Origin of the sequence: Flavobacterium glucosi, assembly GCF_048286535.1 — a bacterium.
Classification (GTDB): Bacteria; Bacteroidota; Bacteroidia; order Flavobacteriales; family Flavobacteriaceae; genus Flavobacterium.
This window is the reverse complement of record NZ_JBLVPK010000004.1, coordinates 121,577-145,875: the sequence shown is the minus strand read 5'-3', so window position 1 is coordinate 145,875 and position 24,299 is coordinate 121,577. Positions and strand designations below refer to the sequence as shown.

Here is a 24,299-nt window from a genome sequence, read left to right as displayed (position 1 = left end):
TTAAATTTAAGTTTTTTATTATAATAATGCAAAATAAAATCGATGAAACGCATAAAAAAACCTTCCATCTGGAAGGTTTTGATTATATTGGGGGAACTAAAATTAGTTTACCGCACCTTCTAATTCTGCACCTGCTTTAAATTTCACTACATTTTTAGCAGCGATTTGGATAGTTTTTCCTGTTTGAGGATTTCTACCGTCTCTAGCAGCTCTAGCAGAAACTGACCATGATCCGAAACCTACTAAAGATACTCTTCCGCCTTTTTTCAAAGTTCCACCTACATTACCTAAAAACGACTCTAAAGCCAATTTTGCTGCAGCTTTAGTTATTCCTGCATCAGCAGCGATAGCATCGATTAATTCTGATTTGTTCATAATAATTAGTTATTAATTGTTGGTTAAAAAAAATTGTTAATACACAAATTTAGTAGGAAATACGTTCCTTGCAAGTGTTTTGCTTGATTTTAGCTTGTTTTGTTGATAACTTATTTATTTTGTTAATAAAACAAAAGTTATTTCTTGTTAAAATTAAAGAAATGCCCGTTTTTATTGATGTTAATGAGCTTTTGTTTCAGCCGAAAATGTGATTCCATTAAGTAATTCGGGTGTATTCATTTTCTTTTTGCCTGGAAACTGCAAACTTAGGACTTGGATATATCCATTTTCTACCGCAATCTTCATTTCTTTTTTGGTGCAAATCAGAGTTCCAATGCTGTAATCATGATCTTCTAAAATAATTTTAGCTTCGTATATTTTTACATTCCATTCTTCATTCTTGTCCTGAATGAAACACCAGGCTGCTGGATATGGACTCAAACCTCTAATGAGATTGTTGATTTCCAAGGCTGATTTTGTCCAATCAATTTTGCAATTCTCTTTATTGAGTTTGTAAGCCGTTTTAATCTCGGCAGTATCTTTTTGAATAATTGTGGATACATTGCCTTTTTCAATCATTCCCAAAGTTTCAATTACAGTCTTGCTTCCCAAATCCATTAATCGGTCATGCAATTGACCCGCATTTTCGGTTTCATTGATAGGTGTTTCGGCGCTTAAAATCATTGCACCGGTATCAATTTTGTCATCAATAAAAAAAGTAGTCACACCTGTTTTAGTCTCTCCATTTATTATTGCCCAGTTTATAGGCGCTGCTCCGCGATAGTTAGGAAGAAGTGAAGCGTGAAGATTGAAAGTTCCTAACGAAGGCATTTCCCATACTACTTTTGGCAACATTCTAAAGGCAACTACAATTTGTAAGTTAGCATTCAACGATTTCAATTCTGATAAAAAAGTTTCGTCTTTAAGGTTTGCGGGCTGTAATAAAGTAAGATTATTAGCCAGCGCATATTCTTTTACGGCTGAATATTTTAATTTTTGTCCGCGACCGGCAGGTTTATCTGCGGCGGTAATGACTCCCACAACTTCGTAGTTGTTTTTGAGTATGGTGTCTAATATTCCAACTGCAAATTCTGGCGTTCCCATAAAAACAATTCGTAATTTTTCCATTATGATTTTAAAGTATATTTATTATTTGATTTAACCAAAATCGTGTTATTTTCTAATAAGTCCTGAAGTGTAGAGATAACTTCGTCAGGGTTATTTTTAGTTCGGTTTTGAATGTCTCTCGAATTTAAATCTTCGGATTGTAATAAAGTAATGATTTCTTTTGAAAGTGACGTGTTGTCTTTTTTTTTCTTTTTTTTGGTAATGCAAAAGGAACAAATTCCACAATCAACATTCGTTTTTTCTCCAAAATAATTCAAGATAAGCTTGTTCTTGCAAACCTTTTTTTCGGTAATGTAATTCAGAACGGATTGAAGTTGTTCTTTCTTTAGTTGATTTTGATTTTCTAAATATTTTGAAACCCGACTTATCGTTCTTTCATCTTCGCGAACTTCATTAAAAATTAATGTGGAATCATTATTTTTCGAATGGTACTCAATAATTTCTTTTCCTTTCAATTTATGTAAGACCGCTTGTATTTCAGCTTCCTTGTGATTTGATTTTTTGGCAATCAATTGTAAGTTAAAAGCGGTTTGCATTTCATAAATCCCAGGATAGGTTCGTAATATTGCCAAAATAATTTCTTCGTCATTTGGATTCAAACTCATATACCGAATCACTTCTTTGGAAGGAATAAGAAATTGTAACGTAATTTTTTCAGAAAACGCTTGGGACAAATTGATAATTCCTTGCCTGTCCAGAAATTGCATTGCATTGTAGGTTTTCAATGTTGGAAATTCATATTTTAAACAAAAATGATGCAAATTGAATGTAAACTGCTCATTGATTCCCTCTCCGTAAGCAATCTGAAAATAATTGCAGAGTTTGACATACATGAGATTCAAAAACTTTTTATCGGGAAGAATATTTATAAATTGGTTTTCAGCCTGAATAATATCCGAAGGGCTTGTTAGTAAAACGGCATAGGCTTTTTCGCCATTTCTTCCCGCTCGTCCCGCTTCTTGGTAATAATTTTCTAAATTTTCGGGTAGTTGAATGTGGATTACGGTTTTTACATTGGCCTTGTCAATTCCCATTCCAAAGGCATTCGTTGCAATAATGACTTGAACTTCATCATTCATCCACAACTGCATGTTTTTATCTTTTTCTTTGGACGAAAGTCCGCCGTGATAATACGTTGCTTTAAATCCTAACGCATTCAATTGTGCCGAAATGTCCAAACAGGATTTTCTGTTTCGAACATAAATAATGGATGATTCAGGATTTTTCTTCAGGATTTGTTCTATTCTGAAAAGTTTGTCTTCTACTTCAAAAACCATGTAGGCAATATTTTCTCTTGCAAATGATTTTTCAAAAACGTGCACATCCTGCAATCCAAGTTCAGTGATGATGTCTTCTTTGACTTTTGGAGTTGCGGTAGCCGTTAATGCAAGGAAAGGTACTTTTGGAAAATGTTTTTTTAATGCCGAAATCTTCAAATAAGCAGGTCGGAAATCATGCCCCCATTGTGACACGCAATGCGCTTCATCAATAGTAATTAAGTGTATGGGAAGGCTTTTTATTCGTTCCAAAATCCAGTCAGATTGTAAGCGCTCCGGGGATAAATACAGGAATTTATAATTACCGAATTGGCAATTGTCCAGCAAATCAATCATTTCTTCGGATCTGATGCCGCCAGTTAATGCAATGGCTTTAATATTTCGCTTTTGCAAATTAGCAACTTGATCTTTCATTAATGCGACCAATGGCGAAATTACCAAACAAATTCCTTCGGTCAACATTGCCGGAATCTGGAAACATATTGATTTTCCTCCGCCGGTTGGCATCAATGCAAAAGTATCTTGACCACTTAAAACGGAATCAATAATTTCCTTTTGCAGCGACCTGAATTTGTCGTGTTTCCAATATTTTTGAAGAATAGCTAACGCTTCTGGCATAGATTACAGATTTCAATTCGTAGAAAACATCCCAAATTGTAACTTCTAAACTTGAAAATTATTTAGAAATTTCATCTAAGATAAAAAGAATTCTGTTATTCAGGGTATCTTTAGGGACTTCTATAAGTTCGTAGCCGTAATTTTGATACGTTTCAGTAAGATGGTTATAGATGAGTTTAGCTTGTTCGAAGTTTTCATAACGCTCGTGATCACTAATATAGATTTCTTCCCAAGGTGGAAGAATGAATATTTTTGAGTACGTATGTTCTCGACAAGCGATGTCAAAAGTGGCAGGATAGCTATCGCCAATATAATGCATGTAGGCCAAAACGTCAGGAATTCCCCGGTCAATAAAAACGACTTCATGTTGCTCTTTGGAAGCATTATGAAACTGTTTTTTTCTTCCTTCAAGAAGTAATTCGCTGAATAACAGTGGTTTTTCTAGGAATAATTGCTCAATTCCTTGTTTTTTTGCTTCTAAAGTTACTTCCCGTGAAATTTCGGGATAGCAACAATATCCATTAGCTACCAATCCATCGATGATAGTTGTTTTACCTGTTCCTGGACCGCCAATGATAACTATGATTTCTTTTTGCACCTTTAAAAAATAAGGAGCAAATTTACTTAAACTTATTGGGATTTGAAAAAATGATTGCGGTTAAAATAAGATTAGGTAAAAAATCATAATTCAAAATTCATAATTTACGTTTGAAACTGTATATTTGCCTTTCTTTTTAAATAGAAAATGGATAAGAACACTCAAGAATTTTATGATAGATTAAAAGTAGAACTGGACCTAAGTAATACATGGCCGGCGGAATACTTATTTAAGTTTATTGTGCCAACAGAAAATGATAATATTGAGCGTGTTCAGTTGGCTTTTGATTGTATGGGAGCGGTTATAAAAACGACAAAATCCAAAACGGGCAAGTTTACCAGTATTTCTGTTGACGTAACCATGAAAGATTCACAAGAAATAGTAGATAAATACCTAGAAGTTTCTACAATTAAGGGAATTATTTCTCTTTAGATATAAAACTAAATTTTGATGCATATCCAATCGAATGATTTCAAATCTTCGAAAAAGAGCAGGTAAGATTAAAAAATATACATTCGAATATGAATTCAAAATATATTAAAGAAAACTCGAACGATGTCGTGCATCACTTGGAATATAATGCAGAAAGATCACATTTGATTATTCCGGAATATGGACGCCATTTACAAAAATTAATTGATCAGGCAACTAAAATTGAAGATGCTGTAGAGCGCAACAAAGCCGCAAAATACATCATTCAGGTAATGGGTAGCTTGAATCCACACTTGCGTGATGTTCCTGATTTTCAGCATAAATTGTGGGATCAGATTTTTATCATGTCCGATTTTAAATTAGTGGCTGATTCTCCCTATCCAATTCCATCCCGTGAAGTATTACAATTGAAACCGGATGTATTAAGTTACCCTCAGAATTTTCCAAAATACAGGTATTATGGCAACAACATAAAATACATGATTGATGTAGCCAATAAATGGGAAGATGGTGAAATGAAAAGTGCTTTAGTGAAAGTGATCGCGAATCACATGAAAAAATCCTATTTGAGTTGGAACAAAGACACGGTTAAAGATGATGTTATTTTCGAACATTTATACGAATTGTCAGAGGGCAAGTTAAATTTGATTCAAAGTACAGAGGAATTATTAAATACCACTGATTTATTACGAACAAATAAGCGAGTTTCTAACAAAATCTTGCCGGTAGGACAACCAAAAATTCTTAGCAACAAGAATACAAAAACGGGAAAACTAAATCCGACGCACAAAAATCAAAATAGAAAACCGTTGTAAGTCAGTTATAAATTAGGAGCTAAAAGTTTTTGAATTTTTTATGCATAACTTTTAGCTCGTAACTTTTTAACTCATAACCAATAATTTATAACTCTTAACTGTAAAAAATGGGAATTTTCAAAATAGAAGGAGGCATTAGTCTTAAAGGAGAAATCACGCCACAAGGAGCCAAAAATGAAGCATTACAAATTTTATGTGCTGTTCTTTTAACTCCTGAAAAAGTGATCATTAATAATATTCCGGATATTATTGACATCAATAAACTAATTACGCTTTTAGGAAATTTAGGCGTTAAAATCCAAAAAACAGGATCAGGCTCGTATACTTTTCAAGCGGATGAAGTGAATATAGCGTATTTAGAAACCGAAGCATTCAAGAAAGAAGGCGGATCTCTTCGCGGTTCTATTATGATTGTTGGACCACTTTTGGCACGATTTGGAAAAGGATATATTCCAAAACCAGGCGGTGATAAAATTGGACGCAGAAGATTAGATACTCACTTTGAAGGATTTATAAATCTTGGGGCAAAATTCCGTTACAATAGAGAAGATCATTTTTATGGTGTAGAAGCGCCTAAAGGATTGAAAGGGGCCGATATGTTATTGGACGAAGCATCCGTAACTGGAACCGCTAACATTGTTATGGCTGCCGTTTTAGCCAAAGGAAAAACAACAGTTTATAACGCTGCTTGTGAACCTTATTTACAACAATTGTGTAAAATGTTAAACTCCATGGGAGCTAATATAACGGGCGTGGGATCTAACTTATTGACCATTGAAGGTGTAAAAAGTCTAGGTGGTTGTGAGCATAGAATTCTTCCTGATATGATCGAAATAGGGAGTTGGATCGGTCTAGCTGCAATGACAAAATCAGAGATTACGATAAAAGATGTAAGTTGGGATAATCTGGGCGTAATCCCTAATACTTTTAGAAAATTAGGAATTACCCTGGAACGTAAAGGAGATGATATATACATTCCTGCTCATGTAGATGGGTATGAAGTAAAAACAGATATTGATGGTTCTATTTTAACAATTGCAGATGCTCCTTGGCCTGGATTTACTCCTGATTTATTGAGTATTGTTCTTGTGGTTGCCACTCAAGCAAGAGGCGATGTATTGATTCATCAAAAAATGTTTGAAAGCAGATTGTTCTTTGTGGATAAATTAATCGATATGGGTGCTAAAATCATGTTGTGTGATCCACACCGAGCAGTTGTTATGGGGCACGATTTTAAATCACAATTGAAAGCTACTACAATGTCTTCACCAGATATTCGTGCGGGAATCTCCTTATTGATTGCAGCGCTTTCAGCAAAAGGGACGAGTACCATTCAGAATATTGAACAAATTGACAGAGGATACGAGCGTATTGACGAACGATTGAGAGCTATTGGAGCTAATATTGTACGCGTGTAAATAAAATAAATAAGTATAAAATATCGTTTAAGTAGACCCAATAGGATTTGAATCTAACCATTCAATACGGTTTACTTAAACGTTTTTAATTTTAATTAACTTTTAGAAAAAGAGCATGTCAATCGAACAAACAGCGATAAAGGCCACTTATTTTAGTATCATTGGAAATACATGTTTGGCAATTATAAAAGGATTGGCGGGATTTTTCGGTAACTCCTATGCTTTAATAGCGGACGCAATTGAATCTACAACGGATATTTTCGCTTCATTTTTAGTCTTATTTGGAATTAAATATTCCAATAAACCTGCAGATAAAAATCATCCTTATGGACATGGAAGGGCAGAACCTTTAATCACTTTCTTGGTTGTTGGTTTTTTAATCACTTCAGCCACCATTATTGCTTATGAAAGTATCATCAATATTGGTACGCCACATCAATTGCCAAAACCATGGACATTAATCGTTCTTGGGGCAATAATTATTTGGAAAGAGTATTCCTTTCGAGTAGTGATGAAAAGGAGTATTCAAACCAATAGTTCCTCATTAAGAGCAGATGCTTGGCACCATCGCAGCGACGCAATAACATCTGTAGCAGCATTTCTTGGAATTTCTATTGCTTTGATTTTAGGGAATGGATACGAATCAGCCGATGATTGGGCGGCACTTTTTGCTTCGGGATTCATTCTTTATAATAGTTATCAAATATTCAGACCCGCTTTGGGCGAAATAATGGATGAACATTTATACGATGATTTAATAGCCCAAATTCGAATGATCTCACTTCAAGTCGATGGAATTATAGATACGGAAAAGTGTTTTATTCGAAAAGCAGGAATGCAATATCACGTAGATTTGCATGCAATTGTGGATTCGAATATTACAGTAAAAGAAGGACATGACTTAGCACATAAACTGAAAGATACCTTGCGAGAGGAAATGCCGGAACTAGCTCATGTTTTGATTCATGTGGAACCGAATTAATTTCAGTATTTAAATCATATTGAAATTTATAAAAAACTAAAAAAGGCACAAGAAGATTATTTCTCGTGCCTTTTTTCTTGTTGTTAAACTATTTTATCGTTGTTGTTCTATACCAATGAATATCTTTTAGTCCAATGTTTTTTGTCACATCGAGCGCAGTCGAGATGCAATAATAGTTCTCGACTGCGCTCGAACTGACAATTGGACTAATTTATAAATACCTTGGGATTACTCTAAAATATTTAAAAATTTAAGTCCAAAAACTACCCCGTCGCCTTGGAAACCATTTTGGTAGGAACGTACATAATCAATACGCAACATCTTAAATTTTCCAAAACCTAAATTATCTAAACCAACCGTAAATTCGGTGTAGGGCTTAACATTAGGTGTAGAAAGTGTATGAGCACCCAGTATTAAAGTTGATTTTAATTTATTCAACAACGGAATTTTATTTATAATATATCCTTCATCATTGTATTCTGCGTGTGCTTCAAAATAACGGTTATTTGTACTGTTTGAATAATAAGGCAATAAGTTAAAAACATTCAAATAACGTGCTGTCTGACCTATATGTGTTTGATTTCCATTGAAATGTTTGTAGTCTACAAAGGAGATATTCTCTGCATTCAGGAATTTACCGGCTTTTAAATTCATTCCTAGAGTTCCTTTGTTTTCTAATTTTAAATCATAAGTTAATCGTGCATTTACATGGTCAAACTCATATTTTTTTTCATTGGCAGCAAACCCTTTTTCATACCCTAAAAATAGTGTAGGATATTTTCTATTTCTAATATTATATTTTCCGTCTGGTCGAGAAGAATATTTATTCCCGAAATTTATTCTTGCATTTAGAGTAGCTTTGATCAAATGATGTTTTTCAAAAGCTGGAGTAGTGAAATCATCCGGTGCCAAAGGATTATTTGAAGTGTATAAATCGTCCTTGCTAAACAAAGAAAAATCAGTGGTGTTGAATAATGGTTTGCGTTGCTGATATTCTAGCTTTCCATTTAAGTTTACTCCATTTGCAATGTCTTGACTATAGCCAATTGCCGCAAATTCAAGATTATACAGTTTCATATAATTGTTTTTGAATACCAAGGAACTGATCGAATTTATAGTAGCACTAATGGGTTGTTCTGCATTAAATTGTTTCACTGTATTTCCTCCCGTCAAGTATAAAGTTCCATAATTTTGATTGTTGAATCGGTGGATAAATTGTCCTGTTACGCGCATACGATCTTCAGCAAAACCGTAATTGAGTTTTGTGCTTATGGAAGTATATATTCCTTTACTTTCCTGATTTTTCCAGTTTGTGTATTTAAATCCAGAATCAAAGTTATAACCTTGTACGGTATTGAAACTTAGCGAACCAAGGTTTAATAATCCCTCGTAACTAAGGCTATGTTTTTCTGTACTGTTTTTGTAAGTGTAACCGGTCAGTAACTTCAAGAGTTTGAATTTATTCTCTTTTGCATCAATGGAGTCTAAATACTTTTTAGAATTTCGAACTTTGTAAATACTGTCTTTTCGAATGTAATCACTGCTTTCTTCGATTGTTAAAGGAATCGGTCTGTTGCTATTCCAAAAAACAGAATCTTTTTTATTTGAATTTATTTCGACACTAGTAATTTCATTTGTAAAAGTCTTTTTAGCAAAAGAGTTCACAAATTCATAATTACTATACACATAGGTATATTTTCCATCGAATTTTATTCCAAAGGCTCCGGCCGTAATATCGAGACTTTGGGTATTTTTAGCCCAAATTTTGTTGTTTTTATTGTAGCTGAAGTTTTGTTTTAAAGTCATGACATCGACAAATTCCTCTTTCATTCGGTATCCTTTTATATCCAAGTCAACGGCATATATGGCCCATGAATCGTCAACAATATAAATGTAACCTTCAAAAACAGGTTCGCTGTCTCGTTTTGCAGTAACCTTTATTTTATTAATCATTTGATTATTGGCATCATAAAAAGTGCTCTCCAGTTTATATTTATAGTAATTGAAGGCATTATTGGCAATTGGAGAAATCATATTAACCCCAAAGTCAATCGTGTTGTCATAGAAATCATAAAAGGAAGATCTGGCCGTATTGTAACTGTAGCCGTTATCTCTCCCGCTTACTTTTGAGGCAGTTACAACTTCTTTTAAATTATTGGGTTTTTCAAAAGTAATTTTAGAGAAAGTTTCCGATAGTGAAATAATTCCCGTTCCTGTAGAATCCAAAGAGCCATTAAGGTCACCAATTTTTTGGACGAATATTTTTTTAGGGGCATTTTTTAGTTTGAAAATTCCTCTGGAATAAAAATCGGCATTAAAACGGGCTGTTTTTTCGGTATTTTCTTTTTTGCTGGCAATCGCATTTTTTATGATAGCAAGTGCAGGATTAATTTTGGTATTGATTACCACTTCATTCAATGAGTAACTTTCTTCAATCATTTTAACATCAAATGAATAAGGTAATTTATCCTTTTGAATGGTTATTCTTTGTGTTTTAAAACCTAAAAATTGAAAAACAACGGTTTGTTTTTCCGCTTTCTTTAAATTCAGCTCATATTTACCTACTTCATTTGAGGTTGTCCCATTATAGGTTTCTTCTTGAAAAATGGTTACAAAAGGCAGAGGATTCCCTTTTTCGTCAGAAACGCTTCCTTTTATTTGTGCGAAGTTGGTAAGAGATACCAGCGAAATTAGAAGTAGGTAGTATTTTCTCATGAAAGTTTTTTCTTTCACAAAAATATAAGAAGTTTAAAAAGAGGGTATTAATTATTTGTTAAACATTTATAGGAATATTTTTATTCTAATTTGGAACTTACAAGAAAGATTGGATTGCCAATTCATAACTTTTTAAACCAAAACCTAAAATTACTCCTTTTGCATTTCCAGAAATGTAGGATTGGTGCCTGAAACTTTCACGTGAAAATGTATTCGAAATATGGACTTCAACAACTGGAGTAGTAATGGCTTTAATAGCATCTCCAATACCAATGGAAGTGTGGGTATAAGCGCCGGCATTTAGAATAATACCATCGTAAGTGAAACCAAATTCCTGAATTTTATCAATCAGTTCACCTTCTATATTACTCTGGAAATAGCTGAATTCTATTGTTGGAAATTTTATTTGTAAAGAGGTGAAATATTCTTCAAAGGTTAAGCTGCCATAAACTTCTGGTTCGCGTTTTCCTAAAAGATTGAGATTTGGTCCGTTGATAATACTAATTTTCATAATTCCAGTTTTTGTAAAAATAAAAAAACCGTTCCAATTTAAAGAACGGTTTTGATAAATTTAATTTTTTATTGGAATTAGAACGTAAATCCAGCTGATATTTGAACAACAGAATTCTTAACTTCGGCCTCTTTTGATGCTTCGGTTAATCCTAACACATAACGGCCTTGTAGGAAAAAGTGTTTAGTGATATTAAATCCTAATCCTCCTGCTACACCAAACTCGAACGTTTCAGAATCGTTGATATTAACATTCTTTCTTTCGCTCAATAAAAAAGAAGCTTGCGGTCCAAGATCTAGACTGACTGTTTTATTCAAATGAAATTTTGCCAAAACCGGGATAGATAAATAACCTAACTCCTTTTTGAATTCTGTAGCTGCATATTTGTATGTTGCTCCCTGTGTCGAATATAATAATTCGGGTTGAACAGAAAAACCATCAGTCAATTTAATTTCGGCTATTAAACCAGCGTGATAACTGGTAATTGCTTCCTTATCATAATTACCACTGTTAATTGTAATATCACTACCTGTTTGATTGGCGTAGTTTAAACCAGCTTTGATACCAAACTTGATCAATTGAGCTTGCATGTCTACAGACGCTGCAAGAAGTACTACTGCTACTAGAATTATTCTTTTCATAATTTGTTTTTTTATATTAATAATTGAATTGGGACTTTACTTAAAACTATTTTGTTTAAGTATTATTGTCTAATTTTTCTTAAAAACAGTTCTTGCAAAAATTAGTCCAATAAATTACAAAAGGAATATTAAATGCCCTTTTTTAACCTTTTTTTTATGTTTTTAAATTTAGTTAAAACGTAATATATTGATAATCAATTATTTGTAAATTATTTTTTAATTGTTTTTAATCTGATTTATTTGATGCACAACGAGTATTTTTATTAATTAAGACATGTCCTATTTGATTTTTTTAACTTTGGCAATATTAATTTTAAATGATAAATCATGAAAAAAATTATTTTAACGGGAGTTATGGTATTCACTTTTGGTTTTGTGAATGCTCAAGAAAAAGCAGCTATGGCATTTGGAGTAAAAGGAGGTTTGAATATTGCCACAATTACTAATGCTGATGTAGATGGAGAAAATTCAAAATCTTTAGTAGGATTTCATGTTGGTTTTTTTGGAGAATTTAGGGTTAGTAATACATTCGCAATTCAACCTGAAATTTTGTACTCTGCACAAGGAACTGAACTAGAGTTTGAGGGAGAAAGTGGAGATTTAAAATTAGATTATATTACTATTCCAGTTATGGCTAAATATTATGTAGCGGATGCTTTTAGTCTGGAATTAGGCCCTCAAATAGGTTTTTTAGTATCTGCCAAAACAAAATCTGGTGGGGTATCTGAGGACGTTAAGGACGAGCTAAAATCAACTGATGTAAGTTTAAATTTTGGTTTAGGATATGATATTACAGAAAATTTTATGATTGGTGCACGTTATAATTTAGGCTTGACACGTTTGCAAGATGAATTATTTCAGGGTGAAGAGGAATCTAAAAATTCTGTTTTTCAAATTTCTGTAGGTTATAAATTTTAATTTTTTTTTAAAAAGTTACTATGCTAAACCTCCCAATTTGGGAGGTTTTTTTTGTGGAATCATAATTTAAATATGTTAGTAACTTATATAAAATAGGAAGTGTAGTACTTTATAATTACTATACTTTTATGTCGGTATTAACAATTAAACATAAAAAATGAAAAGAATTATTTTAGCAGTACTTATTACTTTGGCAGGTTTCAGCGTTTATTCGCAAAAAAAGGATGGTTTTAGAGTTGGTTTAGATTTAGGAGTTGTTCCAACTAATGGCGGAGGCGGGATCTTATTTTCTTTGGAGCCAAAATTCAATATTCAGGATAATATGAATGTTGGTTTACGAATGGGTATTGCAGCTATAGTTCGTGATGTTGAAAGTTCTAATGGACAAATTGATAATGCTAAACTTTCAGCGAGCAGTTCATTTGTAGGAACCTATGACTATTATTTTAATAGATCTGGCAAATCTTTTGTTCCTTATGTAGGAGGTGGTGCGGGTTATTACGCCATAGGAAACGTTGAGTTTAACGAAGCTGATGTTAATGCTGGGACAGAATTGCAACCGGAAGTTAGCGGTGTATTTGGCGGTTTAGTTAGAGCCGGTTTCGAATGGGGAAAATTTAGAATGGGTTTGGAGTATAATTTAGTTCCGGATACTAATTTAGAAGATTCTAATGGAGCTAATAAAGGTTCTGTTTCAAATTCTTATTTAGGGATTCATTTAGGATTTTATTTGGGTGGAGGAAAATGGGGAAAATAACCTATTACTCTTAAAAATATTTTTATAACCACTCTTTGTAGTGGTTTTTTTTGGTTAAAAAGGCGTTACTTTGTGACCATGAATTGGATTACCTGCATCAAAAGCTATCAATCTTACTTGAAAATAGAGCGCGGTTTGTCTAAGAATACTATAGATAACTATTCTTTTGACATCGAACGATTATGCCTTTTTTTGACCAAAAATGCAATTGTAGTTTCTCCGATTAAAATAGACGAAGAAATGGTGCAGCAATTTATTTATAGTGTAGCTAAGGAAGTCCATCCACGTTCACAAGCCAGAATCATATCAGGACTTAAAAGTTTTTTTAGTTATTTGATATTTGAAGATTATCGGGCAGACAATCCATTAGAACTTATTGAAACTCCCAAAACAGGCAGGAAACTGCCGGATACCTTATCAGTGGAAGAGATTGATAGTCTTATTTTTGCAATAGATTTAAATACTAACGAAGGCGAACGCAATTGCGCCATGCTCGAAACACTATATGGCTGTGGATTGCGGGTTTCAGAATTAGTTTCTTTAAAAATTTCCGACTTATTTTTTGAGGAAGGTTTTATTAAAATAACGGGTAAAGGAAATAAGCAGCGCTTTGTTCCAATAAGTGATTTGACGCAAAAATACATTCAAATTTATAGGAATAATAGTAGAACGCAGATTACAATTCAAAAAGGTTTTGAAGACACACTCTTTTTAAATAGAAGAGGAAAGCAACTGACCAGAGCTATGATTTTTACAATAATTAAAAGTTTAGCAGTCAAAATAGATCTGAATAAAACGATAAGCCCGCATACTTTAAGACATTCTTTTGCAACTCATCTTTTAGAAAATGGCGCTGATTTGCGCTCCATACAATTAATGCTTGGTCATGAATCGATTACAACAACAGAAATTTATGTGCATCTTGACAGAAAATTTTTGATGCAAGTTCTGAATTCATTTCATCCCAGAAAATAACATTTTTGTTGCTAATTTTAATTTTTGTATTGTTTAAGAGAGAAAAGGTTTAGGTATTAAACCTAAAATAAAATTTTAAAGGCTCAGCTTAACGTCTTATTAAATTGATGAGATTTTATTGTTAATTTGGCTTTTTAATAAAAAATATAATCTAAATTGTGTTGAACTAAAATCTTATAAAAAGTAATATGGTTTTTGATTTTCCCCAAAACGAAAATTGCCAAGAGGTAAATGATTTTTACAGTAAATTATTTAATGAGATTCCAGATTTAATTTTTGAATTTGTGATTGCTCCTGACAATACCTATTTGTTTCCTTTAGTGAGTAAATCGGTAAATGATTTTTTTGAGTTGTCTTCAGATCATTTCGTAGACAGTGACAAGTTCCTTATCTATGATAGGATATTGGAAACGGATCGATTGTCGTTTTTTCAGTCATTGGTAAATGCTAAAAGGAATATTACAAGATGGGATTTTGAGTTTCGGGTTTTATTGCCTGAAAACGGATTGCGTTGGCTTAAAGTTTCATCAAAACCAGCATTATATCCTAATGGGAATATTGCTTTTTATGGAAGAATTTCGGATGTGACCGACTTAAAAGAACAGGAAATTAAACTTAAAATTTCGGAAGAGCGTTTTAAATTTGCTCTTGAAGCGTCAACAGCTGGAGTATGGGATTGGGATTTAACCACAAATAATGTTTTTTATTCCTCACAATCGATGAAAATTCTAGAGCAGGAGTCTTTGGATATTTTTGATAATCCGGAACGTTGGGATGAAATTGTGCACCCTGAAGATTTAGAAAAATATTATTCTGAAATTCAGGATCATTTTGACAATAAAACGCCCTTTTATGAAAATTACCATCGAGTCTTAACTTCAAGTGGAAAATACAAATGGATTTTAGACCGAGGGAAAGTAATTGAGCGTGACGCAGATGGAAAGCCATTGCGAGTTGTAGGTACACATACCGATATCTCTTTACAAAAAGAAAAAGAATCAGAGTTAGTACGAACAATGGAATTGTATAGTCAGCAAAATAGCCGATTATTAAATTTTTCACATATTGTATCCCATAATTTAAATACGCAAGCGGGTAATATTAAATCACTTTTAGACATTATAGATGGCGATGATGATTTAGAGAGCAATAAAGAAATGTTAGCTCATTTGCGCACTGTTTCGAATGATTTAAACGAAACAATTGCTAATTTGACCCAGTTGGTATTAATACAAAGCAATTCGAACATCCCAATTAAATCATTAGACTTGAATTTATACTTAAATAAGACTTTGGATTTGATCAAGAATTTTAAAAATTATAATCAGGTAACTATTATAAACGAAATTCCTGCGGGCGTTTTTGTCGATTTCAATCCGGCATATTTAGAAAGTGTTTTGTTGAATTTTACAACAAATGCTATAAAATATTCGAATTCTAATAAACCTATTGAGATAAAATATTCTTTCTCAGTTGAAAACGGTAAAAAAACGTTGTCCATTTCAGATAATGGATTAGGCATCGATTTGAAAAAATATGGAGATTCTCTTTTTGGAATGTATAAAACATTTCACAAACATGAAGACGCCAGAGGATTAGGATTACATATTACGAAGAATCAAATAGAATCGATGAAAGGAACGGTTTCGGTTGAAAGTGAAGTAGGAGTAGGAACTACGTTTAAAATCGTTTTCAACGACAGCTTGAATGAATAATTAGTTTAAATAAATAAAGTGTTTTTGAGGAGCTTCTTCTTCAATTATGATGCAAAAAAAAAACTTCTCAGTGATGAGAAGTTTTTTATATGTAAAATTAAAATAAGTTATTTAGCAATATTTACTGCTCTTGTTTCCCGAATGACAGTTACTTTAACTTGTCCTGGATAGGTCATCTCAGTCTGGATTTTTTGTGAGATATCAAAAGATAAGTTAGCTGCATTTTCATCAGAAACTTTTTCGCTTTCCACAATTACACGAAGTTCTCTACCTGCTTGAATGGCATAAGCGTTTTTCACACCACTGAATCCGTACGCTACTTCTTCAAGATCTTTTAGACGTTGAATGTAAGAATCTAATACTTGTCTTCTCGCTCCTGGTCTTGCACCTGAGATAGCATCACAAACCTGAATAATTGGTGATAATAATGATTTCATTTCAATCTCATCGTGGTGTGCCCCAATAGCGTTACAAACCTCTTCTTTTTCACCATATTTCTCCGCCCATTGCATTCCTAATAATGCGTGTGGTAAATCACTTTCAGCATCTGGAACTTTACCAATATCGTGTAGCAAACCAGCTCTTTTAGCCAGTTTTACGTTTAGGCCAAGTTCAGCAGCCATGATTCCACAAAGTTTAGAAACTTCTCGAGAGTGTTGTAATAAATTCTGTCCGTAAGAAGAACGGTATTTCATACGTCCTACCACTTTAATCAATTCAGGATGTAAACCATGAATTCCTAAATCAATAACAGTACGTTTACCAACTTCTATAATTTCATCGTCGATTTGTTTAGCAGTTTTTGCAACTACTTCTTCAATTCGAGCTGGGTGAATTCTTCCGTCAGTTACTAATTTATGTAATGCCAAACGAGCAATTTCTCTACGTACTGGATCAAAACAAGAAAGAATAATAGCTTCTGGCGTATCATCTACAATGATTTCAACTCCAGTTGCAGCTTCCAGTGCGCGGATATTTCTACCTTCACGGCCAATGATTCTTCCTTTTACATCGTCAGATTCAATGTTAAATACCGAAACACAGTTTTCTACTGCTTCTTCTGTACCAACTCTTTGAATGGTATTGATGATGATTTTTTTAGCTTCTTGCTGTGCAGTCAATTTTGCCTCTTCAATAGTATCTTGAATATGAGACATTGCTTTGCTTTTAGCTTCGGCTTTCAATCCTTCTACTAGCTGATCTTTAGCTTCTTCAGCAGATAAACCAGAGATAACTTCCAATTGTTGCAATTGACTTTTATGTAGTTTGTCAACTTCAGCTTGTTTCTTATCTAGGTTTTCAATTTTAGTGGTGTGTTCTAAAGTTTTAGATTCAAAATCATCATTTACTTTTTTAGCTTTTGATAATTCATTAGAAATTTGAGATTCTTTATCGCGAACTCTTTTTTCTATTTCGGCAACTTTTTTGTCACGGGATAAAATAACTTGTTCGTGTTCTGATTTTAATTCAATAAATTTCTCTTTTGCTTGAAGAATTTTATCTTTTTTTATGTTTTCAGCTTCCAGATTTGCATCTTTCAAAATGGATGATGCTTCTTTTTTTGCGTTTTTAATTAAGTTTGAAATATTGCTTTTTTCTATTAGTTTGGCGATAGCAAAACCTCCTGCAATACCTATAATTCCTGAAATAATAATCGTTAATATGTTGTCCATGTTTGTTAAAATTTATATATAAAAAAGCCTACATTAGAGTGAATTGAATAAACTCGAAAAGACAAGTTTTGAGCTAACTCGTTGTTCAAGCTTCCAAACTGAATTGGCTTGCTATAGTAACGATGATTTGCTCATTCTAAATTGTTAGTGTTGAGTTTACCAAATGTGAACTAATGTAGGCAGTATCTTAGTTTTTGTAAAGAACGTTTATTTGTCGAGATATTGATCTAAAATCGAATTGATTTTTTTAATTCTTTCGATGGTTGCTTCTCCATCTATGGTATTATCAATTTGTTTTTGTTCTGTTTGAGAAGCAAATTGTAAAGCACACATGGCTAATACATCTTGCTTGTCACGAACTGCATAATTTTCTTCAAATTGCTTGATCATCGTATCAATTTTTTTCGAAGCGCTTCTAAGGCCTTCTTCCTGCGAGAGATCCACCGTTAACGGGTAGACTCTGTCTGCGATTGATATTTTAATTTTAAGCTTTTCGTCCATATCTTTTATTAATCTGATAGCTGTGCTATACAGTAATCAATTTCGCGAATTAATGAATTTATTTTAAGCTTCGTATCTCTTTTATTATCGTCACTGCCTAGTAATGTATTTGCTACTTTGAGTGTTTCATACTGCGTTTTTAGCGCTTCAATCTCTTGTGACTGAGTTTGTATTGTGGATGCAGTTTTTGTTAATTCGTTTTTCAAATCTTGATTATTTTTCTCTAAACCTTTCATTTTTATAAAAAGTTTTTCAATCTTATTTTCAAGAGTATCAATAATTTCTGCAATTGCACTCATTATATATCTTATTCATTACATAATCATACAAAGTTAGTATTCCTTTTTAATTTTGCAATATTTTATTATTTTTTTTGCATTAAATTAATTAAATATCAGTTAAACAAATGGTTACGGACTGTTTTTTTTAGTGCTGTTTTGAATACTTTTTTTATCTTAGCAAAAATGTAAACGATGAGATTTTCTGTATTTTTATTATTTTTTTGCACTGCTGTTTTTGCACAAGCGGACTTTCCGAAAGACTATTTTAGATCTCCTTTAGATATTCCGATGCAATTATCCGGGAATTTCGGAGAGTTGAGACCCAATCATTTTCATGCCGGTTTTGATTTAAGAACGCAGCAAAAAGAAGGATTAAAAGTGTACGCAGTGGCCGATGGTTATGTGTCAAGAATAAAGATATCTACTTTTGGTAACGGAAAAACTATTTACATCAACCATCCCAATGGATACACATCGGTTTATGGGCATTTAAAAATGGCCAACGGTGAAATAGAAAACTACATCAAGAAAACGCATTATAAAGAAGCATCATTTGAAATTGAAATGTTTTTGAAACCAGATGAAATGGTAGTGAAAAAAGGAGAAATCATTGCTTTTTCTGGAAATACAGGAGCGTCAGAAGGACCGCATCTGCATTTCGAATTTCGAGATTCTAAAACAGAGTTTATAATCAATCCGTTGCTTTTTGGGTTCGATAAATTTTTAAAAGATACAAAGAAACCAACTATTTCCGGAGTTTATGTGTATCCTTTGGATTCGAAAACTACGGTCAATCATTCGAAACGACCTTTGTTACTGAGTGTTTCTTTGCAAAAAGACGGCACCTATCTTTCAGATAAAGTGGTGGCAAATGGTACAATAGGTTTTGGTATTTCTGCTTATGACACGGATGATGTTTCGTTTAATAATAATGGAGTGTATAAAGTGCAATCTTTTTATAATGGAAAACCAAACTTCGGATATGAATTCAATACCTATTCATTTGACGACATGCGCTACATCAATGCGCTGATTGATTATTCGCGATATAAAAAAATGCAACAAAGGGTTCAGAAATTATTCATGAAAACCCCATATAATTTGAGCATTATCAAATCCGATGAAAATAATGGAGTGCTACAAGTTACTCCAAACTTAGCATCGCTGTATCGCATTGAAGTTTCAGATTTCTTTGGAAATAAAAAAACAATAGCCATTCCTGTTCAATATGATTTATTGACTACGATAATAAGCCCTGAGCCAGTGCAATCGAATTATTTCGTCAGAGCCAATAAAGACAGTAATTTTGCTTTAGCGAATATGTCAGTTTTCTTTCCAGCAGGAACTTTTTACGAAGATTTTGATTTAAATTTTGATGTAAAAAATGATACGTTGTTTTTACACGACGATACTGTTCCGGTTCACACTAATTTTACGGTTTCAATTGAAGATACAAAATCGACTGAAGCGCAGAAAGAGAAAATGTTCATCGGGAGAATAGAAGGAAAGAAAATAAATTACAATCCAACCTATAGAAAGGACAGCGTGTTCCATACAAAAGTTAAAATTTTAGGTAAATATGCTTTGGTTTCTGATACAGTTGCACCAAAAATAACTATGGCGGTTCCTATTGAAGGAAAATGGATCAGCGAGCAAAAAACAATTCAGCTTTCCATATACGATGCGGTGTCGGGCATAAAATCTTACAACGGCTATTTAAACGGAAAATGGGTGTTATTTGAATATGACAACAAAACCAGAAAATTAACGCATTATTTCACTGATGGAATTGTTGCTGATGGTGCCAATGATTTAAAAGTTGTGGTAATTGATAATGTAGGAAATTCAACTACCTTTGAAACTCGTTTTTTTAGAAGCCAAAAAAAATAAAAACCAAATCATTTGAGCACTAATAAATTAATTTTTGTTTTCTTTTTTTGCTTCGCAAGCCTAGCTTTATTGGCTCAAACGGCTAGAATAAAAGGAGTCATTTTGGACAAAAACAATCAACCGGTAGAAAATGTAAATGTTTCTTATTCCACTATTGGCACTCAATCCAATAAAAATGGATTTTACGATATAAAAGTTCCTGCGAATCAAAAAGTAACGTTAGTTTTTACACATGTCTCGTTAAAAAAAATTACCATTATTTTTTCTTTGGATTCCAATGAACAAAAGGAGTTCAATCCTGTTATGAGTGATCAGGAAGAACAAATGGGCGAAGTGATTGTGATATCCAATAACCGAAAGCTGATTCAGGGTGTTGCAACAATTGAACCTGAAATCATCAGAAAAATTCCTGGAGCAAATGCCGGTATCGAAAACATTTTGAAAACCTTACCCGGAGTAAATTCTAATAACGAATTGAGTACGCAATATGCTGTGCGTGGTGGAAATTATGACGAGAATTTAGTTTATGTGAATGAAATTGAAGTCTATCGCCCGTTCCTGATTCGTTCGGGACAACAAGAAGGGTTGAGTTTTACCAATACCGATTTGGTACAAAATGTCGATTTCTCCGCAGGAGGTTTTCAAGCGAAGTTTGGAGATAAATTATCCTCAGTTTTAGATATTACGTATCGAAAACCGGTTAAATTTGGCGCAAGCCTTGAAGCAAGTTTCCTTGGCGGAAGCCTTTCTGTAGATGCGGTTTCTAAAGATAAAAAATGGTCTGCGGTTACGGGAGTTCGATATCGAAACAACAGTCTTTTGGTAAATAGTCAAGAAACTCAAACGAATTTTAGCCCGTCTTTTGCGGATATTCAAACCAATATAAATTATCAGGCATCGGCTAAATGGCAGTGGAGTTTTTTGGGGAATATTTCTCAAAATAAATACCAATATCAGCCCTTAACGAGACAGACTAATTTTGGAACGATAGATAATCCTATGGCACTGACTGTTTTTTATGAAGGTCGGGAAAAGGATAAATACGATACGTATTTTGGAGCTTTAAAAACAACTTTCAATGTATCGGATAATTTTACGTTGAAATTTATTGGTTCTGTTTTTCAGACTTTAGAACAAGAATATTTTGATGTTTTTGCCCAATACCGATTAGGTGAAGTGGATTCTAGTATTGGATCAGAAACTTTTGGAGATGTAGCTTTTACCAGAGGAATTGGTTCTCAGCTCAGTCATGCCAGAAATGACTTAGACGCACTGATTGTTAATACGGAAATAAAAGGATTTCATGATTGGAAAGAAAGCCAATTTGAATGGGGAATAAAATACACACGAGAATCCATTCGGGACAGAATTATAGAGTGGGAGGTAATTGATTCGGCTGGATTTTCATTGAATCCACCAAGTATTGATTTGCCTAAAAATGATCAGCCATATTCGCCGTACACCGGACCGCTTGTTCCGTATCAAAATATTAGAGCGATTAATTTTAACTCCATCAATAGGTTTTCAGGGTATGGTCAATGGAGCTTGAAATCGAATATTGGTTCGAGTGAAGTTTGGTATAATGCTGGTGTGCGACTGCATAATTGGGAAGTTATAGGGGCTACAATATCGGGAAAGTCCCAAGTTACTTTTAGCCCCAGAGCACAATTTGCCATAAAACCAGATTGGGAGAAAGATATGGTTTTTAGACTTTCGGGAGGATTATACCATCAACCGCCATTTTACAGGGAATTGAGAGATGCGGGTGGAATGGTGCAACCCAATACCAAGGCACAACAATCTGTTCATGTTGTTTTTGGGAATGATTATAGTTTCAAGATGTGGGATCGTCCTTTCAAGTTGGTTTCGGAGTTGTATTATAAATCGCTGACAAATGTAAATACATACACAATTGATAATGTTCGCATTCGGTATGCAGCCAACAATAATGCAACAGCGTATGCACAAGGATTGGATGTTCGCTTGAACGGGGAATTTGTACCCGGAACGGAATCGTGGTTTAGTTTTGGCTATTTGAAAACAGAGGAAAACAGTAATGACAAAGGATATATTGCCAGACCTACGGATCAAAGATTGAAATTTGGGCTTTTGTTTCAAGATTACATGCCTAATATTCCAAGTATAAAATTGTATCTGAATTTAGTTTACAATACTGGATTGCCGGGAGGTTCACCCTCGTACGCTGATCCTTACTTATACCAAAATCGATTGAATGATTACCGCCGCGTAGATGTTGGTTTCTCCAAAGTTTTTATTGATAACACTACAGTAAAAAAGAATACGGGTTGGTTCAAAGATTTTGAAGAGTTGGCAATAGGACTGGAAATTTTTAATCTTTTTGACAATCAAAATGCCATTACCAATACTTGGGTTCGCGATGTATATTCGAAAAACCAATATGCGATTCCTAATTATATGACCACCAGAGTTTTTAATGTAAAATTGACTGCGAAGTTGTAAATATTAAGAATCACTTAGGTTTAGCGTAAAGTTTAACCCAATTTTAATTCGTTAAATCAAGTATCGGATGCCGTTACCATTTTTAAAAATGATTACATTTGAATTTTAATAGTACAACAACATGAAAAAACTACATATCACAATAGTAGGAATCGCAGTTTTATTTTTAGCCAGTTGCAAAGAGGAAATCGAAAAACCAAAAGTGACTTATAATGGGGCTAATAGAGGTAAAGCAATTGCCATAACCGATTCTACCCAAATACAAATTGCCGATTTGCCACTTCAAATGGAAGGAACCGATTATTTGATTCATCCTGTTGCTGATTTAAGTATTCGTGAAAAAGGGATAAAATCGAGATATGGTTCTTCCAGCGTTAACGATTTGAGTTTTACAATATCGAATTATGGCGAATTTGAAATCACCGGTTTTTTGCAGAATTTGAAATTTCAAAAAGTTGATTCGGATTCCATCAGAAAATTGACAGACAAACCTGTTTTGATTCAAACAGCTACGTATTTGAAGTCGGTTGCTGATAAAACCAATAACCAAATCATGGTGTACACTATGGTTGATATGGATACAAATAAAGACGGGAAATTAGATACTAGCGATATAAAAGCCTTGTATTTAAGCGAAATTAGCGGTGAGAAATTCACTAAAATATCTTCGGATTTTCAGGAATTAATAGATTGGAAATTGATAGGGTCGAAAAATCGTTTGTACTACAGAACCGTTGAGGATACCAATAAAAACGGACAGTTTGACAAGAAAGATGTAGTGAATTATTATTATATTGATTTGTCAAAAAAGGAATGGAAGATAATTGGTTACGAGCCGGTTTAGAAACACTGATTTTAAATCAAAATCTCACTTTCTAAATCGGATTTTTCTATAGTGAAATCAAAACCCAGTTGTTTTACTAATTGAATAACCAGGTTTTTATACCAGTTTTCAGATTTGGGATGAATGTATATTTTTTCGATTAAATGATTGATATTCACATTGATTTTAAGTCCTTCATTGATTTTAATATCGCTTTCGCCAATGTCTGTGATGATGCGCACTTCGCCTTCATATTGAAAACTTTTTCGCTTGAATAAAAAAGGAAAAAATAGATCATCAAACGGAATGTGTTCTTTTTTGTAATCGATGTAATTTACTTCCCCAATATATTGATTGAAATTAGTTTCCGGAACAAGGGATTTCTGTAATCTCCCAATTGTCGATTGAATCGCCAAACCTTCACTGTTTTGGGTAAAAATCTGCCACATAGCAAATGATTCATATTCATTGATATGCCAGCTGCTAATCGCTACTTTTTCCCGATGTGTTTTGTAATAGTTTAAAAAGTCAGGCTTGTCAATCGAAAGTTTTTTTATTTCCTCAAAAGTAGGTTCGCTAAAGGTACCTTCATATTGATCTTCGAATTTATCAGATCGCGACATGAATAGCTTTTCGGACATCAACAAGTCTAAAAACTTAGATAAATCAAGATATTTCCAAACTACAGTATTTGGATCTTCAGGAAGTTTTATGTTTGGGTTGTTGATGTACATTTTTTAGATTTAAAAATTTAAAAAATTGAATGATTTAAAGA

At 33.3% G+C, this 24,299-nt stretch carries 22 protein-coding genes; 11 read left to right on the top strand and 11 right to left on the bottom strand.

The annotated features are described in order from the left end of the window. Positions 1-102: 102 nt before the first annotated feature. The 4 genes from ACNQGD_RS08825 to ACNQGD_RS08810 all read right to left on the bottom strand — a co-directional run bounded on the left by ACNQGD_RS08825 (position 103) and on the right by ACNQGD_RS08810 (position 3,996). Positions 103-375 (bottom strand): HU family DNA-binding protein, encoded by a 273-nt coding sequence (locus ACNQGD_RS08825; protein WP_073017033.1) that lies wholly within the window; start codon positions 373-375, stop codon positions 103-105. 180 nt (positions 376-555) lie between these two features. Further along, positions 556-1,503 carry a methionyl-tRNA formyltransferase gene (gene fmt, locus ACNQGD_RS08820; RefSeq protein ID WP_417999040.1) on the bottom strand — a complete coding sequence of 316 codons (948 nt, stop codon included), beginning with the start codon at positions 1,501-1,503 and terminating at the stop codon, positions 556-558. Next, complete coding sequence (locus ACNQGD_RS08815) at positions 1,503-3,398, bottom strand: RecQ family ATP-dependent DNA helicase (RefSeq protein WP_417999039.1); 1,896 nt, start codon at positions 3,396-3,398, stop codon at positions 1,503-1,505. Before ACNQGD_RS08815 ends, fmt begins: the two co-directional genes overlap by 1 nt. 58 nt (positions 3,399-3,456) lie before the next feature. After that, positions 3,457-3,996, bottom strand: coding sequence for an AAA family ATPase (locus ACNQGD_RS08810; protein WP_417999038.1), 540 nt, complete (start codon positions 3,994-3,996; stop codon positions 3,457-3,459). A 147-nt stretch (positions 3,997-4,143) separates the two neighbouring features. Here ACNQGD_RS08810 and ACNQGD_RS08805 point away from each other — a divergent pair, with 147 nt between their 5' ends. The 4 genes from ACNQGD_RS08805 to ACNQGD_RS08790 all read left to right on the top strand — a co-directional run bounded on the left by ACNQGD_RS08805 (position 4,144) and on the right by ACNQGD_RS08790 (position 7,643). Continuing rightward, positions 4,144-4,428 (top strand): DUF493 family protein, encoded by a 285-nt coding sequence (locus ACNQGD_RS08805; protein ID WP_417994462.1) that lies wholly within the window; start codon positions 4,144-4,146, stop codon positions 4,426-4,428. Between the two features lie 89 nt (positions 4,429-4,517). Continuing rightward, positions 4,518-5,243: a DUF4290 domain-containing protein gene (locus ACNQGD_RS08800; RefSeq protein WP_417999037.1), complete on the top strand. Its 726-nt coding sequence runs from the start codon at positions 4,518-4,520 to the stop codon at positions 5,241-5,243. 107 nt (positions 5,244-5,350) lie between these two features. Then, positions 5,351-6,661 carry a UDP-N-acetylglucosamine 1-carboxyvinyltransferase gene (murA, locus tag ACNQGD_RS08795; RefSeq protein WP_417999036.1) on the top strand — a complete coding sequence of 437 codons (1,311 nt, stop codon included), beginning with the start codon at positions 5,351-5,353 and terminating at the stop codon, positions 6,659-6,661. Between the two features lie 115 nt (positions 6,662-6,776). Further along, positions 6,777-7,643: a cation diffusion facilitator family transporter gene (locus tag ACNQGD_RS08790; protein ID WP_417996576.1), complete on the top strand. Its 867-nt coding sequence runs from the start codon at positions 6,777-6,779 to the stop codon at positions 7,641-7,643. A 228-nt stretch (positions 7,644-7,871) separates the two neighbouring features. Here the strand turns inward: ACNQGD_RS08790 and ACNQGD_RS08785 are convergent, their stop codons facing one another. The 3 genes from ACNQGD_RS08785 to ACNQGD_RS08775 form a co-directional block, all read right to left on the bottom strand. Continuing rightward, positions 7,872-10,358 (bottom strand): DUF5686 and carboxypeptidase regulatory-like domain-containing protein, encoded by a 2,487-nt coding sequence (locus ACNQGD_RS08785; RefSeq protein ID WP_417999035.1) that lies wholly within the window; start codon positions 10,356-10,358, stop codon positions 7,872-7,874. A 97-nt stretch (positions 10,359-10,455) separates the two neighbouring features. Then, positions 10,456-10,869, bottom strand: a complete 414-nt coding sequence (aroQ, locus tag ACNQGD_RS08780) for a type II 3-dehydroquinate dehydratase (protein WP_417994457.1) — start codon at positions 10,867-10,869, stop codon at positions 10,456-10,458. Between the two features lie 77 nt (positions 10,870-10,946). Then, positions 10,947-11,510: a porin family protein gene (locus ACNQGD_RS08775; protein WP_417999034.1), complete on the bottom strand. Its 564-nt coding sequence runs from the start codon at positions 11,508-11,510 to the stop codon at positions 10,947-10,949. Between the two features lie 327 nt (positions 11,511-11,837). Here ACNQGD_RS08775 and ACNQGD_RS08770 point away from each other — a divergent pair, with 327 nt between their 5' ends. From ACNQGD_RS08770 to ACNQGD_RS08755, 4 genes are all read left to right on the top strand, one after another. Beyond that, positions 11,838-12,428 (top strand): porin family protein, encoded by a 591-nt coding sequence (locus ACNQGD_RS08770; RefSeq protein WP_417999033.1) that lies wholly within the window; start codon positions 11,838-11,840, stop codon positions 12,426-12,428. A gap of 157 nt (positions 12,429-12,585) precedes the next feature. Then, positions 12,586-13,185: a hypothetical protein gene (locus tag ACNQGD_RS08765; protein WP_417999032.1), complete on the top strand. Its 600-nt coding sequence runs from the start codon at positions 12,586-12,588 to the stop codon at positions 13,183-13,185. 78 nt (positions 13,186-13,263) lie between these two features. Then, positions 13,264-14,160 carry a site-specific tyrosine recombinase XerD gene (gene xerD / locus ACNQGD_RS08760; RefSeq protein WP_417999031.1) on the top strand — a complete coding sequence of 299 codons (897 nt, stop codon included), beginning with the start codon at positions 13,264-13,266 and terminating at the stop codon, positions 14,158-14,160. A gap of 188 nt (positions 14,161-14,348) precedes the next feature. Beyond that, a complete protein-coding gene (locus tag ACNQGD_RS08755) occupies positions 14,349-15,875 on the top strand; it encodes a PAS domain-containing protein (protein ID WP_417999030.1) in 1,527 nt (508 codons plus the stop codon). Between the two features lie 107 nt (positions 15,876-15,982). On the opposite strand, the gene rny is transcribed toward ACNQGD_RS08755, so the two are convergent. From rny to ACNQGD_RS08735, 3 genes are all read right to left on the bottom strand, one after another. After that, the gene (gene rny / locus ACNQGD_RS08750) at positions 15,983-17,548 is read right to left on the bottom strand and encodes a ribonuclease Y (protein ID WP_417996583.1); all 1,566 of its coding nucleotides are present in this window, start codon (positions 17,546-17,548) and stop codon (positions 15,983-15,985) included. 207 nt (positions 17,549-17,755) lie between these two features. Beyond that, the gene (locus ACNQGD_RS08740) at positions 17,756-18,049 is read right to left on the bottom strand and encodes a cell division protein ZapA (protein ID WP_417994450.1); all 294 of its coding nucleotides are present in this window, start codon (positions 18,047-18,049) and stop codon (positions 17,756-17,758) included. Between the two features lie 8 nt (positions 18,050-18,057). Beyond that, positions 18,058-18,348 carry a hypothetical protein gene (locus ACNQGD_RS08735; RefSeq protein WP_417994449.1) on the bottom strand — a complete coding sequence of 97 codons (291 nt, stop codon included), beginning with the start codon at positions 18,346-18,348 and terminating at the stop codon, positions 18,058-18,060. A gap of 174 nt (positions 18,349-18,522) precedes the next feature. Between ACNQGD_RS08735 and ACNQGD_RS08730 the strand changes: the two genes are divergently transcribed. The 3 genes from ACNQGD_RS08730 to ACNQGD_RS08720 all read left to right on the top strand — a co-directional run bounded on the left by ACNQGD_RS08730 (position 18,523) and on the right by ACNQGD_RS08720 (position 23,545). Further along, positions 18,523-20,220, top strand: coding sequence for a M23 family metallopeptidase (locus ACNQGD_RS08730; RefSeq protein ID WP_417999029.1), 1,698 nt, complete (start codon positions 18,523-18,525; stop codon positions 20,218-20,220). Between the two features lie 12 nt (positions 20,221-20,232). Beyond that, on the top strand, positions 20,233-22,701 hold the full coding sequence (locus tag ACNQGD_RS08725) for a TonB-dependent receptor (RefSeq protein WP_417999028.1): 2,469 nt from the start codon (positions 20,233-20,235) through the stop codon (positions 22,699-22,701). A gap of 121 nt (positions 22,702-22,822) precedes the next feature. After that, positions 22,823-23,545: a hypothetical protein gene (locus ACNQGD_RS08720; RefSeq protein WP_417996586.1), complete on the top strand. Its 723-nt coding sequence runs from the start codon at positions 22,823-22,825 to the stop codon at positions 23,543-23,545. An 11-nt stretch (positions 23,546-23,556) separates the two neighbouring features. Here ACNQGD_RS08720 and ACNQGD_RS08715 read toward each other — a convergent pair whose 3' ends face one another. Beyond that, positions 23,557-24,258, bottom strand: coding sequence for a hypothetical protein (locus ACNQGD_RS08715; protein ID WP_417994445.1), 702 nt, complete (start codon positions 24,256-24,258; stop codon positions 23,557-23,559). Between the last annotated feature and the right edge of the window lie 41 nt (positions 24,259-24,299).